This is a genomic window from Eubacterium album, from assembly GCF_025336545.1.
In the GTDB taxonomy this organism is placed as follows: domain Bacteria; phylum Bacillota; class Clostridia; order Lachnospirales; family Lachnospiraceae; genus Eubacterium_U; species Eubacterium_U album.
On record NZ_JAODBU010000012.1, the window covers coordinates 16386 to 31385 of the forward strand.

Genomic DNA, 15000 nt, shown 5'->3' on the forward strand with positions numbered 1-15000 from the left:
GGTGTAAAGAATGAAGGAATTAATAACAATTATTGTGCCTGTGTATAATGTTGAAAGACAAATAACTAGGTGTATAAAGAGTTTATTGGAACAAACATATGAAAATATTGAAATTCTGTTAGTTGATGATGGGTCGACAGATCAATCTTTAGAAATATGTAAGAAATATGAAAAAGTTGATAATAGAATAAATGTTATAACAAAGAAAAATGGAGGTGTGTCATCTGCAAGAAATTGTGGAATAAAAAATGCAAAAGGTAAGTATGTATGTTTTTTTGATTCGGATGATTGGGTAGATAAAGATATATGTAAAAAATTAATGACTAGGGCAAAAGAAACTAATGCACAGATGGTTATATGTGGATTCTCAGAAATAAAAGAAGACGGACAAAAAAAAGACCACTTCCCTTGTAAAAAAGAAGACGAGTTATGTGAAGATTATTTAAAAATTTGTAAGGATATTGTTATAACGCGAATTGTAAATTCACCATGTAATAAATTATTTTTGAGAGAAAAAATCAGTAAGCTATTCAATCTAAATAGGAATATGGGGGAGGATATGGAGTTTAATTTAGAGTATATTAAAAATATTTCTAAAATTGCATATCTCCGTGAGTGTTTGTATTTTTATGATGTTACAGTAGAAGGATCTTTAACAAAGAACATAGATTTACAAATAAATGCAGCAGTAGAAAACAATGAGATTAGACAAGAGTTCTTTAGAAGTCTGAATATTCCAGAAGAACAGATATATGATGAATATTATAATAGTTTTATATCAATTTTGTTTAGTGTATATCTGAATCAAAGAAGTGAATTTAAGAGAGTATTTAATCGATTATTAAAAGAAGGTAAATATGAACTGGTTGCAGAAAAAATAAAACCTTCTGGATATAAAGAAAAGATAATTAGAATGGCGATAAAATATAAATCTAGTTATTGCTTGAAAAAATTATGCCAATTAAAGGCAAGAAGGAGAAACAAATGAAAAAAATAGGAATTATGACATTTCATACTGCTTACAATTATGGTGCAGTATTACAAGCATATGCATTACAGAATACGTTGATTGAACTTGGAAAAGAAAATGAAATAATTGATTATAAATGTCCAACTTTTATTTCGGACTATTCAACTATTAAAGTAAACAAGGGAATAAAACCTTTCATAAAAAGTGTTCTTAATAGTTTGACTACTGTAAAATTAAAAAAACAGTATGATGAGTTTGCTCAACATAATTTGATTTTAAGTAAAGAAAAATATAACACTATAGATGAATTAAGAAAAGCAAATTTAAAATATGATATGTTTATAACAGGAAGTGATCAAATATTTGATCCTAAATGTGCCGGGTTTGATCCAAGCTATTTTTTAACATTTGTAAATTCAGAAAAAAGAAAAATTTCATATGCTGCAAGCTTTGATAAAATGGAACTACCAGATAATTTGATTGATGAATATAAAAGCAGGATTGAAAGATTTGACTATTTATCTTGCAGAGAGCAGGAGGGAGCAGATATATTAAAACCTTATGTAAATAATAAAATTTATGTTAATGCAGATCCTACGTTGTTGCTTAGTTCAAAAGAATGGGATAAAATTGCAGATGAAGTAGAATTTTCAAATTATATATTTGTTTATCCTGTAGGAGTATCAAAGAAAATGATTGATTTTGCAAAAAAAATTGCAAAAAAGAATAATTGGAAGGTAGTATATTTGGATAGAAATTTGAAATGGCATGATCCAGAAGTAACTTTTTTGCAGATAGCGGGACCGAGTCAATTTATTGGACTGATAAGGAATGCAAATATGGTAGTAACAAATTCCTTTCATGGTGCGGTTTTTTCAATTATATATCATAAACAATTATATGTGGAATTTAAAGAAAATGGAAATGGAAATGCAAGAGTACAAAATCTTATGACGCTATTGGGGGTTCCAAAGCATGCGATGGAACGCTTAAATCCAAATGATGATTATCCAAACGACGAAGATTGGGATAAAATAGATAATAATATCCTTAAGGAAAGAAAACACGCTATTGAATATTTAAAAAATGCGCTAGAATAAAAGGAAATTAATATGCAATTAGATATATTTAAAAATAAAAAAATACTTGTTATTGTACCACATCCTGATGATGAAATAAATCTGGCAGGAGCGTTAATTGCTTCTGCCAATAATATTGCTGAGAGCATACATACTGCGGTGATGACAAATGGAGACTATTACGGAATGTATAGCAGAAGATTAATGGAGATAGATGGTTCAATAAGGAAATTAGGAATTGTATCTGAAAATTTAATATATTTGGGTTATCCTGAAGCAGATTTTGCATCAGCAGATTTTGAGGGGGGGAAAAATATAATATCATATAGAGGTTTAAAACATACATATGCATTAAAAGAAAAACCAGAATATCATTGGTTAAAAACAGGAGAACATGCTTTAATAAATTATAAAAATATAAAAAGTGATATAGAAGCATTAATATCAGATATACAGCCAGATATTATTGTTTATAACGGAAACGATAAGCATGAAGCTCATATTTTGTTATGTAATATTGTTGAAGCGATAATTAAAGAATCGCCACAAATAGTAGGATTAGCGTTAAAAGGCTTTTGCTATGAAACAGCATGGAAAGCACCAAGAGACTATTATGCACAAAATATTTTATCATGTTGCAGAGGAAATGTGACCAATATATATGACAAAGAATGGGGACAGAGAATGAGATTTCCAGTAGACAAAACATGTAGATCAAGAGTTATATGGAATAATAAAATTTATAAAGCTTTAAATGAGCATGCTTCTCAGATTGCAACGATTAATGCAAAAAGTATTATAAACAGTGACTTTTGTTATTGGATATCGGCAAGAAATATAGATATTCAACCGTATATAAAATTGTGTTTTAAAGAAGATTTTGTATATGATTTGAAAATAAAAAGAGATGTTGAATTAAATGAAATTTTGGTGTACGAATATGATGGTGAAAAGAGTAGAATAAGACCATTAAATGAGTTCATTGTTAAGACAAGTGGAGATATTGTATATGAAAAAGGAAAACTCAAATGGAAAGGCAAGCGTAGAAAGGGAAAAATATTCGTAGAAACAAAAGATGGGAAAAGCGATGATAATATTGGAATAGAACTAATCTCATCATACAAAAGTATTATTAATAAATGCTGTAGAAATTTGGAAAAAATCATTGATAAAATATGGTTTATTACATATAGAAAAATGTATAGATATTTTTTGAAAGTTTATTGTATAAAAAAAGAGAATTTGGACGACAAGACAAATTATAATATGTAAAAAATAATGTTAAAATATTATAAAAAGAACGATAAAAATTTTTTTGTTGTTTTAAAGGAGATAGATGGATGAAATCTAAATTAGCGAAAAATATAGTAACAGGTTTTGGGGGACAATTAATTGCGATTGTCTTAGGACTTATTGTACCTAGATTATTAATTACAAATTACGGTTCGGATGTAAATGGATTGTTAAGTACAGTTACTCAAATTTTTACATATATGGCTCTTCTAGAGGCAGGAATAGGACAAGCTGCAAAAAATGCGTTATATAAACCAATAAACGAAAAAAATGTAACAGAAATTAATAATGTAATTTCGGTTGCACGTAGTTATTTTCGAAGAATCACTTTATTATATGGTATTGGAGTAATATTATTATCAATAATTTTACCATTTGTTTTGAAAACAAATATAGATAGTTTTACAGTTTTTTTAATAGTAATGTTTGAAGGATTGTCGGGAGTTGTTTCATTTTATTTTATCCAAACACCTTCGATATTAATAAGTGTTGATGGTAAAAATTATGTTAATAACGAAATTACATTGGTAAATAAAATAGTAAGTTATATAATTAAAATTGTAATGGCAAGTATGGGAATAAAAATAGTATTTTTACAGTTCGCATATTTTTTGATTACGATAGCTAAGGTATTCTTTTATGAATATTATTTTAGGAAAAAGTATAAATGGATAAAATTTCAAAAATGTAAAAAAGAGGAAAAATTAAAAGATAGAAATTCATATATAATTACTGAAATAGCATGGACCATTTTTTCATCCACAGATATGATTGTTTTATCTATGTTTGTTAGTACACAATTATCAAGTGTATATTCAATTTACAATATGATATTTGTCAATCTAAATATGTTGTTAAGTGCTGTTTATAATAGTTTAAATTATATGTTGGGTTATTCATATCATGGTGGTATAAAAAAATATGAAAAAATGCATGATTCGTTTACTACCATTTTTCTTGGAATTATGACAATTTTGATGTCGGTTTGTTATATATTGACTGTACCATTCGTTAATTTGTATACAAGAGGAGTAACTGATATTAATTATAACTATAATCAATTACCATTATTGTTCTGTCTAGTACAATTATTGTCGTGGTCAAGATATGTGAGTGGAAATTTGACAGGGTTGGCAGGATATGCAAAAGAAACAAGTTATATATCTTTAGTGGAAGCGTTATTAAATGTGTCGCTATCTATTTTATTGGTACATAAGTTTGGAATTGTAGGAGTACTTTTTGCAACGGTAATAGCATTACCTTTAAAGATTATTTGGTGTTCATATGTATCGGATAAAAAGGTTATGCATAGATCTTATTTAAAAACAATATCTATTATAGGGATAAATTTTGTTTTTTTTGCAGTAGTTGTGATTGGCTCAAAGTTTTTGAAACCAATGATTAATAATTATTTGCAGTTTGCAGTGTGGGGGGTAATGTTAACAGTTATATTTGGAGTTATATGTACGAGTTTGAATTTAGCGGTTAACCGAGAATGTTATAAAATTATAAGGAAGTATATTATAAAAAATGGAAACAAAAGTTTACGCAGCAAGAATCAAAGATAAAGAAGAGCTACTGGCAAGTTCATCGGGTGGTATTTTTACAGCGGTATCTGATTTGGCAATATCGGAAGGAGATGCAATTGTATCTGCAGTATATAATTATAGTAGCAATAGAAATGAGTTTACATTGTATACTAGTAAGGCAGAAAGAGATAAAGCAAGGGGCTCTAAATATATGCAGGCAATACCTGGAGACTCATACATAACGGCAGAAGAATGGCTTAAAAATAATAAAGGAAAAGTTTATTTTTTTGGTATGGGGTGTCAAGCAGATGGCTTCAGAAAATTTGCAAAAAGTAGAGGTCTAAAGGATAGAGTAGTTATAATAGATATTATATGCCACGGTGTACCATCTCCTAAAATATGGAATGATTATATAGGCGGAAAGATAGAATATGTTACATTTAAGGATAAAACAGATGGTTGGAAGAAACCAAGAGCATTCATAATACGAAATGGGGAAAAAGAAGAAATTTCAGAGTATGATAGGATATTTTATGGAGATTGGGCGTTAAGACCTTCTTGTTATAAATGCCGTTATGCAACGACAGAAAGAAAAGTAGACATTACAATAGGAGACTATTGGGGAATAGATAGGATTATGCCTGACTTTTATTCTCCGGATGGAAATTCATTAGTTCTTATTCATAGTGATAAGGGAATGGAGTTGTGGAAGAAAATTCAAAGCAAATTAGAGTATAAAGAAAGTGATTTAGTTGAGTGTATTCAACCAAATTTGGCACATCCTACAAATGAACCATTAAATAGAGTTGAATTTTGGAGTGATTATAAAAAGGGTGGGATAGATAGAATATTAAAAAAATATGCATCGGAAAAGATGAAAACTAAAATTGTTAAGAAACTTAAAAGAGTGGTCAAAACTATAAAAAATAGATGAGTAACATTTAAAGTGATGTAGTAGTTAGAAGGTGGTGCTTATGATAAATAAGAAAGTTCCTATTTTATATAAATTAAAGGAAGAGTGCTGTGGTTGTTCGGCGTGTTATGCAATATGTCCAGTGAAAGCTATAAGGATGGAGGAAGACGAAGAAGGATTTGAATATCCATTAATAGATGAACATATTTGCCTGAATTGTAAAAAATGCATTATGGTTTGTCCGTTTAAAATTTAGAAAATGGAACAAAGCTATTCATATAGAAGAAAATAAATGAATAGGATTGATAAATAAGGGAGAAATAAATGAATAGTATTTATATTGGAATTTGTAAAATAATAAGAAACGTACTTATTGCTCTTTATCAACCATTTGTTGCAACAGTATTTTTTTCGTTCATTGCAATGTTTATATTTATATATGCAAAGGAACATAATTGGGGCAAAAAGGATTTGACAAAAAATATATGTCTGACATGGATATCTTATTTTAAAAAAAGTTGTGAGTTTAGAAGAGTATTTTTTCTTGTGGTCTGTTCAATGTTAATTTTATCAAGAACGGTTTTTTATAGAGATATATGGACAAATCCATTAAGTGATATTATGGGAGGCTGGGGATTGTATGACGTAGATGGAAATTTGACTACGGAAGCAATAGAAAATCTTATGTTATTTATTCCATTTACGGTTTTGCTTTTATGGGCATTTAGAAAGGAACTTTTAGGAGAAAAACCAGAAATAAGAAAGACTCTTTGGATAGCAACTAAAACAGTCGGAATTTTTTCTTTTGGAATCGAGTTTTCTCAATTGTTGTTCCACCTTGGTACGTTCCAGATATCAGACTTGGTGTACAACACGCTGGGCGGAACCGTTGGCGGCGCGGTGTACTATGTGATATATAGGGTTAGGCATAAAGGGGAATGATGAATAAGAATGATGTGTGGGCAGGTTTTGTTGGGGAGCAGGGCTTGCTCATTTTTTATTTTTGCTTTATTTACAAAGAGAGATAACGAAATATTAAAATTACTAAAAAATATCATACAAAATAATCAAAAATAATACAGATATAAAAGAATATTTGGATTGGTTGGGAGAATAGTATAAAAAATAGAGCCCTCTAGCTTAGGGTAGTTGTCACCCACCTCCCATACTGGTATGATAGGTACCAGAAGGAAAGGTGATTGATATGAGTTACGCAAAATATCCAAAGGAAATGAAGGAAGCAGTAGTGTCGAGAATAATGTCAGGAGAAGAAACGATAAGTGACATAGGAAGAGACACAGGAATAAACATTAACACGTTGTACAGATGGAGAGATGCAGCCCAGAAAAAAAGGACTGTCAGCAACTACCAAGTACAAGAATGCTGATAAATGGAGCAGTCAGGACAAGTTCACTGTTGTATTGGAAACAGCAAATCTGTCGGAAATAGAATTTTCAGAGTATTGCAGACAGAAAGGAATTTATCCAGAACAGGTAAGGGAATGGAAGGAAGCCTGCATTAATGTAAATGATAATGCAAAGGAAAACAACACAAGGGCAAATAAGGAACTTCGAGAAATAAAGAAAGAGGAGGAAAAAATAGAGAAGGATCTTGCAAGAAAGGAAAAGGCACTGGCAGAAACAGCAGCCCTATTGGTATTGAGAAAAAAAGAAAATGCGATTTGGGGGATGGATGAAGAGGAAGAATGATCAACGCTTCAGATCGCAGACAGGCAGTGGAGTTGATCAGTGAGGCAGTTAAGGAAGGAGCAGCCCTGTACAAGGCATGCCGAGAGCTGGGAATAAGTAAGAGAACCTATAACCGTTGGAAAAACACAGACAACGCTTATATAGACAAACGCACAACATGCGAAAGACCTGAGCCACAAAATAAAATGACACAGGAAGAAAAAGAACAGATATTGGAGATTTGTAATTCAGAGGAGTTTGCTTCAAAGTCACCGAGTGAAATAGTTCCAATACTAGCAGACATAGGAACATAAAAGAGAGACCATTAGTGTTACATTCAGACAATGGAAGCCCAATGAAGGGAGCAACAATGCTGGAAACACTGTATGCCCTGGGAATTACACCGTCAAGAAGCAGACCAAGAGTAAGTAATGATAATGCATATGCAGAGAGTCTGTTTAAGACATTAAAATATGTACCAGACTATCAGCCACAGAGATTTAAAACACTGGATGAAGCCAGAGTGTGGGTGAGGAACTTTGTGAATTGGTATAACAATGAACATCGTCATAGTGGAATCAATTATGTTACACCAGAGCAAAGACATAATGGAGAAGACCGTGAAATATTGGAAAAACGAAAAGAAGTGTATACGAAAGCAAAAGAGAAACATCCTGAAAGATGGTCAGGAGAAATAAGGGACTGGAGTTTTTCAGAGGAAGAATGGTTGAATCCAAAGCAGAAAAAGGAAACAGAAAACGGGGCAAAGGCCTCATAGATTTTAAAGAAAGGAAAGTTGGGAGGGTGACAACCACCCAAAAAAATTCCGATTAATAAAAGAATGATGTGTCTTGTATTTTTTATAACAGGATAGCGATTTATGAACATTAGAGTACATGGAATTACAGAAATAGATATTCCGTTATATTCAAGATTTGCTTCCTCGCTATTTGTAATGATAAGACATTTTGAATTCGGGATAAATCCCTGAAGTTTAGTAAAAGCTCTGGTTTCACGTTCGCGTGTGTCTATATATCAAGAACTTGCAAACTTACTTGGATTGCAAGTTTTTCGGAAGGAACATAAATACGTTAAAATTGTCTTGCGTACAAGACAAAAATGAATCCGAATTGTTTTCTGTATGTATTAATATATGCAGTTATCTTCAATATATTCTCAAGATATAAGTTAATATTCAGTCAAGCAAATAAGATTTGAAAGATATGTTAAATATAGCTTAAAATATATGTTATACTTGTAACAAAGATTTAAAGATTTGTGAAAGAGATAAAATGTTATGGTAAATATAAATTTAAGAACTTATTATACGGCAATAGAACTTATTAGAAATTTTGTAAATAATAAGACAATTGAAAAAGATTTTCTTAATGAGAGAATTATGAATATGCCGGATGAAGAAAATTCTCAGGAAAAAAATGAGAATACTGGGGAAGAAGCTTCGATGGCTAATAAGGCATATAAAGAAAATTCTCAGGCAACGAATAATGCAGGGAAAAATAATTCGGAGGCTAACAATATAGGAAGATTTTATTATATTGCAAAGAAACATAATCTTGTTTCGCTCATGGCACAAGCTATGGAGAAGATGGGATTTGAGTCTGATAGTGATATTTGGAAATGTTGGTTAAAGGAGAAGAATCAGCTTATTTACAAAAGCGTTCTCATGGATGTAGAGCGTGAGGCAATTCAGGATTTTTTTGAGGAAAATAATATTTGGTACATGCTTCTTAAAGGAATGGTTATAAGAAAGTATTATCCTGCTCCGGAACTTAGAGAAATGGCTGACAATGATATTTTATTTGATAATAAATATTCTAAAGAAGTCTATGATTTTATGACAGCAAGAGGATATAAATCTGACGACTATAACAAAGGATATCATGACGAGTATTTGAAACCGCCTGCTTATAATTTTGAAATGCACAGGCAGTTGGTCAGCTCAAAGGAAAGACCTAAGTGGTATGAATATTATAAAGATGTTAAGTCAATTTTGATAAATGATGCAAATGGCAAAAATCAGTTTTATTTTTCTGATAATGATTTTTATGTTTATTTTATAGTGCACACATATAAGCATTTTCTTAATAGTGGCATGGGCTTAAGAACTGTTTTGGATGTTTATTTGTATCTTAATAATTTACAGGATAAGCTTGATTTTGATTATATTGAGGAGCAGCTAAAGAAGCTTGATGCTTATGATTTTGAGCAGACATTTAGAAGTCTTGCCTTTAAAATGTTTGGGGAGAATGCTAAAGAAGGCAATGCGGCAGCAGATGAGTTGCAGGATTCATTTGATGCTAAAGAGCAGGATATGTTGCGAGAGTCATTTGACGCTAAAAAACAGGACAAGTTATGTGGCTCATTTGATGCTAAAGAGCAAGACAAGTGGTGGAATTCATTTGATGATAAAGAACATGATATGTTGTCATATATTTTTGACGCCGGAACATACGGAAATTTGGAAAATAGTGTGGCCCACAAGATGGGGTATACTAAGGGTGAGAAGAAGAAAGCATCCGATAAAGTAAAATACATATTCCGCAGACTTTTCCCTTCAATGGATACAATCGAGGAATTTTTCCCATTCTTTTACAAGCATAAATGGGCAATCCCATTCTTGTACATTTATAGAATCGGCAAAATTCCATTTACACGAAGAAAGAAAGTCGCGGGTGAGCTTCGGGAAGTTTTTAAGAAGTAGTAAAGGTAAATGAAGTTGAGAATACATATGCAATTATCTGGGAGAATTGTTCTGTAATAATCAAAGATGGAAGAATTGAAAATAGTAATGTAATGTCAAGTGGGACTAAAGCTGGACTTGAAATATCTTATATAATAACATCACTTATATGTAATATGCATGATTTATATTATTGTGATGAGTTATTTTCATTTGTTAATAGTGACATTGAGAAGGCATGTTTATCGATTATAATAGATAAGCTTAAAGGGAGAAAACAGTTGTTTTTCACAACCCACAATTCTGATATTTTAGATATGCAGTTACCAAAACATGCCTATTCATTTTTGAAAAAGGATATGTCAGATGATGAAACAACAATAAAATGTATTAGTGCGTCTAAGTATTTAAAAAGGAATACAGATTCGCTGAAAAATGCTGTTGAAAATGATTTGTTTTGTACTGCTCCGGAATTAAATAGAATATATGAAATTGCTGATTTATAGTTAGGGTGGTGCGGGATGAGAAAAAATGGAATATACCAATATTATGTAGAGGGTGAAGATGATAAAAAACCAAAGCAGGGCTGGCACTTGTGCCAGCCCTGCTTTAATCATACACCTTGAAGAGTGCATATCTAATTAAAACTTAAAAGTATCCTTTAAGCCTACCCATAACTGATCTTTATCGCTAAGGTTGAGTGCTGTTCCGTCTTCTAACTTATAGCCTTCGCCGCTTGCAGTTCCTTTGTATTCGCCAACAAGCTGTGGCCATTTAATTCCAATTTCAGGATCATTCCAAGCAAGTCCGCCTTCATCACCAGGATGATAGAAGTCTGTACATTTGTAGCAGAATTCAGCAAGGTCTGAAAGTACTAAGAAACCATGAGCAAATCCTTCTGGAATGTAGAACTGTTTCTTGTTTTCCTCAGTAAGTTCAACACCAAACCATTTTCCGTATGTTTCTGAATCGCTTCTTAAGTCAACAGCTACATCAAATACGCTGCCCTTTACAACTCTAACTAATTTGCCCTGTGGAAATTCTTTTTGGAAATGAAGACCACGGAGAACACCCTTAGTAGAACTTGACTGATTATCCTGTACAAATACCATATCAAGTCCGGCTTCCTGCATATCTTTCTGGTTGTATGTTTCCATAAAATATCCTCTTGCATCACCGTGTACTGTTGGTTCGATAACGCATAATCCTTTGATTCCACCTGCATTTTTTTCAACTTTAATCTGTCCCATTTTTATTTACTCCTTATTTATAAAATATTTTGATTTTTACAAACTTTCAATATCAAGTTCTTTTAAATATCTGCTAACAGCATCCTGCCATGTTGGAAGTGGAGTGAATCCATTTTCAACTAATTTGCTCTTGTCGAGACGGCTGTTAAATGGACGTTTTGCTTTTGAAACGCCGTATTCAGCAGTTGTGACAGGTGTAACAGTAATGTTTTTTTCACTGTATCTGTCATAACCCATTTCAGTAGCCTGCTTAAAAATTTCTTTTGTGAAATCCCACCAACTGATGTAACCACCTTCGTTTGTTGCGTGATAGTATCCATATTTGTCAGTTACAATCATAGATACTAATAATTTAGCAAGGTCAAAAGTGTAAGTTGGAGTTCCAATCTGGTCTGAAACAACCTTTAACTGGTCATGATTCTTGCCAACTTTAAGCATTGTCTTGATAAAGTTATTTCCGTTTTTACCAAATACCCATGCGATTCTTACGATAAAATATTTGTCTAATGTATTTGCAACAGCTAATTCACCATCGAGTTTTGTCTGACCGTAAACGTTTTGAGGTGCATAATCTTTGCAATCAGGCTGCCAAGGTTCTGTTCCTTCTCCGTTAAACACATAATCAGTTGAAATGTACATCATTTTTATATCAAGTTCCTTACAAACGTTAGCAATATTCTGTGTTCCGTTTACGTTTACAAGTTTAACTTTTTCCTGCTTATCTTCATCTTCAGCAGCGTCAACGGCTGTCCATGCAGCACAGTGAATTACTGCGTCAGGATTAACTTCTTTGATGACTTTATCTACAGAAGCCTTGTCTGTGATATCCATTTCTTCGATATCAACACCAACTGCTTCAATATTTTTCTCTTTTAATTCATTTACTACGTCAAATCCTAATTGACCTTTAACTCCTGTTACGAGAACTTTCATATTTACTCCTTTTTGATATTGTAATTATGCCAGTGGTAAAAGGTTTAAGACCACATAAGCTTGCTTATAAGTGGGTAAAAGACCTTTTGCCCCGGGCATCTTGTGATTTTAAAATTACATATATTTTAGTGTATACCATTGAATTATGAAAAATCCTGTTTCCAGGGAAGAAAACAGGATTTTCATTTAGGCAGACATATTATCTGTTGCCATACATTTTTTCATAATAATTCTGATATTCTCCGGAAATGATAGTTTCCCACCATTCTTTGTTGTCAAGATACCACTGAATTGTCTTCTTGATACCATCAGCAAATTTTGTTTCAGGTAACCATCCAAGTTCGTTGTGAATCTTTGTTGGGTCGATAGCGTAACGCATATCGTGTCCCTTTCTATCAGCTACATATGTGATAAGGCTTTCTGGTTTGCCTAATTCTTTACAAATAATCTTAACGATATCGATGTTTGTCATTTCATTGTGACCACCAACATTGTAAACTTCACCAACTCTACCTTTGTGGATAATTAAGTCGATTGCACGGCAGTGATCTTCTACATATAACCAGTCACGAACGTTTTCGCCCTTGCCATATACTGGAAGTGGTTTGTCATTTAATGCATTAGCAATCATAAGTGGAATCAATTTCTCTGGGAAATGATATGGTCCGTAGTTATTTGAACATCTGCTGATTGTTACAGGAAGTCCATATGTTCTGTGATATGCTAATACTAATAAGTCAGCAGCAGCTTTTGATGAACTGTATGGGCTACTTGTGTGAATTGGTGTTTCTTCAGTGAAGAATAAGTCAGGTCTGTCAAGTGGTAAATCACCATAAACTTCATCAGTTGATACCTGATGATAACGCTTGATGCCGTATTTTCTACAAGCATCCATAAGAACTGCAGTTCCTAAAATATTTGTGTTTAAGAATACTTCAGGGTTTTCGATTGAACGGTCAACATGGCTTTCTGCAGCAAAGTTAACAACGATGTCCGGATGTTCTTCTTCAAATAATTTATATACAGCTTCTCTATCTGTGATGTCTTCTTTTACAAAACGGAAATTTGGATTGTCCATAACTGGAGCAAGTGTTGAAAGATTTCCTGCGTATGTGAGGCAGTCAAGACAAATAATACGGTAGTCCGGATATGTGTTTAACATATGGAATACAAAGTTACTTCCGATAAATCCGGCACCGCCGGTTACGATAATGTTCATAATAATTCTCCTTAATTGTGTAAATTTTCTTTTTCTAATAACATGAATGTTATTGCTTAGGGAAATACCCTGTTTATCAAACTAAGTTTTCAAAGAAAACAAAGTTTTAATTAGTGAAGTACGTCCATGTATTTTTCATCAAGTACATCTTTTAAATACTGGCCATACTGATTTTTCTTTAATATTTCATAAACTTTAAGAACGTCTTCTCTTGAAATCCATCCGTTAAGGTAAGCGATTTCTTCAAGACATGCAATTTTTCTATGCTGATGTGTTTCAACAGTCTTAACAAAGTTAGTTGCTTCAACAAGACTTTCATGTGTTCCTGTATCTAACCAAGTGAATCCTTGTCCTAAAAGTTCAACATTTAATTCGTTGTTTTCTAAGTAGATTCTGTTCAAATCAGTGATTTCTAATTCACCTCTAGCACTTGGCTTAAGGTTTTTAGCATATTCAACAACCTTATTATCATAGAAATAAAGACCTGTAACGCAGTAGTTACTCTTTGGCTGTGCAGGCTTTTCTTCTATAGAAATAGCCTTACCTTCTTTGTCAAATTCTACGATACCAAATCTTTCAGGATCGTCAACATAGTAACCAAATACTGTTGCACCTTTTCCACTTTCTGCATTTTCAACAGCAGCTTTTAAACGCTTCTTAAGTCCGTGACCTGCAAAAATGTTATCACCAAGAACCATGGCAACACAATCATCACCAATAAATTCTTCACCGATTACAAATGCCTGAGCAAGTCCGTCCGGGCTAGGCTGAACCTTATAAGAAAGGTTAACACCAAACTGATGTCCGTCGCCAAGTAATTCCTGGAAACGAGGAGTATCCTGTGGTGTAGAAATGATTAAAATATCACGAATGCCTGCATTCATTAAAACTGACATTGGATAATAAATCATAGGTTTGTCATAAATAGGAAGTAACTGTTTAGAAGTTACCATTGTGAGAGGGTAAAGACGTGTGCCTGAACCACCTGCTAAAATAATACCTTTCATAGTATATCTCCTTTGTTTAATCAAATTTTGCTTAAGTAGAATTTGATGATGATAAAATTATCGTAGCAATATCCGGTTGCACGATTTTTGCAACAATATTAGTTGATAAAATTTATCAATTCAACAATATTAGTTCGCACGATTTTAAATATCATAAAACATTCTACTTTGAAAGCAATAAAACTGTCTGACTCAAATGTTAAGTATATAATAAAAGGTGACGTAACGTCACCTTCAAGTATTTTTTTCAATTTTTTTGAAATTTAATAAAAAATTCATATTTAATTGCACTATTTTATGCAAATTTGATACATATGGTGCGATATTTTAGATTCTTGAAGCTATTATTTGCTAAGATTGTTCACTTATACCATAAGTAACAGTTATCTTTTACATTTTATTGAGTCTTATATCAGAT

General features: G+C 32.2%; 17 protein-coding genes. 13 read left to right on the top strand and 4 right to left on the bottom strand.

Translation table 11 applies throughout. The annotated features are described in order from the left end of the window. Positions 1–10 precede the first annotated feature (10 nt). The 13 genes from N5B56_RS11455 (at position 11) to N5B56_RS11500 (ending at position 10679) form a co-directional block, all read left to right on the top strand. A complete protein-coding gene (locus tag N5B56_RS11455) occupies positions 11–988 on the top strand; it encodes a glycosyltransferase family 2 protein (RefSeq protein ID WP_260979004.1) in 978 nt (325 codons plus the stop codon). After that, positions 985–2070: a polysaccharide pyruvyl transferase family protein gene (locus N5B56_RS11460; protein WP_260979005.1), complete on the top strand. Its 1086-nt coding sequence runs from the start codon at positions 985–987 to the stop codon at positions 2068–2070. The genes N5B56_RS11455 and N5B56_RS11460 overlap by 4 nt, the downstream gene beginning before the upstream one ends. A gap of 12 nt (positions 2071–2082) precedes the next feature. After that, positions 2083–3321 (top strand): PIG-L deacetylase family protein, encoded by a 1239-nt coding sequence (locus N5B56_RS11465; protein ID WP_260979006.1) that lies wholly within the window; start codon positions 2083–2085, stop codon positions 3319–3321. Between the two features lie 68 nt (positions 3322–3389). Beyond that, complete coding sequence (locus tag N5B56_RS11470) at positions 3390–4910, top strand: polysaccharide biosynthesis C-terminal domain-containing protein (protein WP_260979007.1); 1521 nt, start codon at positions 3390–3392, stop codon at positions 4908–4910. Continuing rightward, complete coding sequence (locus N5B56_RS11475) at positions 4873–5805, top strand: Coenzyme F420 hydrogenase/dehydrogenase, beta subunit C-terminal domain (protein WP_260979008.1); 933 nt, start codon at positions 4873–4875, stop codon at positions 5803–5805. The genes N5B56_RS11470 and N5B56_RS11475 overlap by 38 nt, the downstream gene beginning before the upstream one ends. Positions 5806–5845: 40 nt before the next feature. Continuing rightward, positions 5846–6040: a 4Fe-4S dicluster domain-containing protein gene (locus N5B56_RS11480; protein WP_182436384.1), complete on the top strand. Its 195-nt coding sequence runs from the start codon at positions 5846–5848 to the stop codon at positions 6038–6040. A 68-nt stretch (positions 6041–6108) separates the two neighbouring features. Further along, positions 6109–6726 carry a VanZ family protein gene (locus N5B56_RS11485; protein WP_260979009.1) on the top strand — a complete coding sequence of 206 codons (618 nt, stop codon included), beginning with the start codon at positions 6109–6111 and terminating at the stop codon, positions 6724–6726. 262 nt (positions 6727–6988) lie between these two features. Next, the gene (locus tag N5B56_RS13550; protein WP_428979607.1) at positions 6989–7171 is read left to right on the top strand and encodes a transposase; all 183 of its coding nucleotides are present in this window, start codon (positions 6989–6991) and stop codon (positions 7169–7171) included. After that, positions 7119–7493 carry a hypothetical protein gene (locus N5B56_RS13555; protein ID WP_428979608.1) on the top strand — a complete coding sequence of 125 codons (375 nt, stop codon included), beginning with the start codon at positions 7119–7121 and terminating at the stop codon, positions 7491–7493. Before N5B56_RS13550 ends, N5B56_RS13555 begins: the two co-directional genes overlap by 53 nt. Then, entirely contained in the window at positions 7490–7786 is a 297-nt protein-coding gene (locus tag N5B56_RS13560; RefSeq protein WP_428979609.1) for a transposase, read from the top strand. The genes N5B56_RS13555 and N5B56_RS13560 overlap by 4 nt, the downstream gene beginning before the upstream one ends. A gap of 14 nt (positions 7787–7800) precedes the next feature. Further along, on the top strand, positions 7801–8250 hold the full coding sequence (locus N5B56_RS13565; RefSeq protein WP_428979610.1) for an integrase core domain-containing protein: 450 nt from the start codon (positions 7801–7803) through the stop codon (positions 8248–8250). 519 nt (positions 8251–8769) lie between these two features. Continuing rightward, entirely contained in the window at positions 8770–10194 is a 1425-nt protein-coding gene (locus tag N5B56_RS11495) for a nucleotidyltransferase domain-containing protein (protein WP_260979010.1), read from the top strand. A 92-nt stretch (positions 10195–10286) separates the two neighbouring features. After that, positions 10287–10679, top strand: coding sequence for an AAA family ATPase (locus tag N5B56_RS11500; RefSeq protein ID WP_260979011.1), 393 nt, complete (start codon positions 10287–10289; stop codon positions 10677–10679). 135 nt (positions 10680–10814) lie between these two features. On the opposite strand, the gene rfbC is transcribed toward N5B56_RS11500, so the two are convergent. From rfbC to rfbA, 4 genes are all read right to left on the bottom strand, one after another. Then, a complete protein-coding gene (gene rfbC / locus N5B56_RS11505; protein ID WP_022088929.1) occupies positions 10815–11423 on the bottom strand; it encodes a dTDP-4-dehydrorhamnose 3,5-epimerase in 609 nt (202 codons plus the stop codon). A gap of 36 nt (positions 11424–11459) precedes the next feature. Beyond that, entirely contained in the window at positions 11460–12356 is an 897-nt protein-coding gene (gene rfbD, locus N5B56_RS11510) for a dTDP-4-dehydrorhamnose reductase (RefSeq protein ID WP_260979012.1), read from the bottom strand. Positions 12357–12555: 199 nt separating this feature from the next. Further along, positions 12556–13575, bottom strand: a complete 1020-nt coding sequence (gene rfbB, locus N5B56_RS11515; protein ID WP_022088927.1) for a dTDP-glucose 4,6-dehydratase — start codon at positions 13573–13575, stop codon at positions 12556–12558. A 110-nt stretch (positions 13576–13685) separates the two neighbouring features. Beyond that, positions 13686–14582, bottom strand: a complete 897-nt coding sequence (rfbA, locus tag N5B56_RS11520) for a glucose-1-phosphate thymidylyltransferase RfbA (RefSeq protein WP_118565716.1) — start codon at positions 14580–14582, stop codon at positions 13686–13688. Positions 14583–15000: the final 418 nt, after the last annotated feature.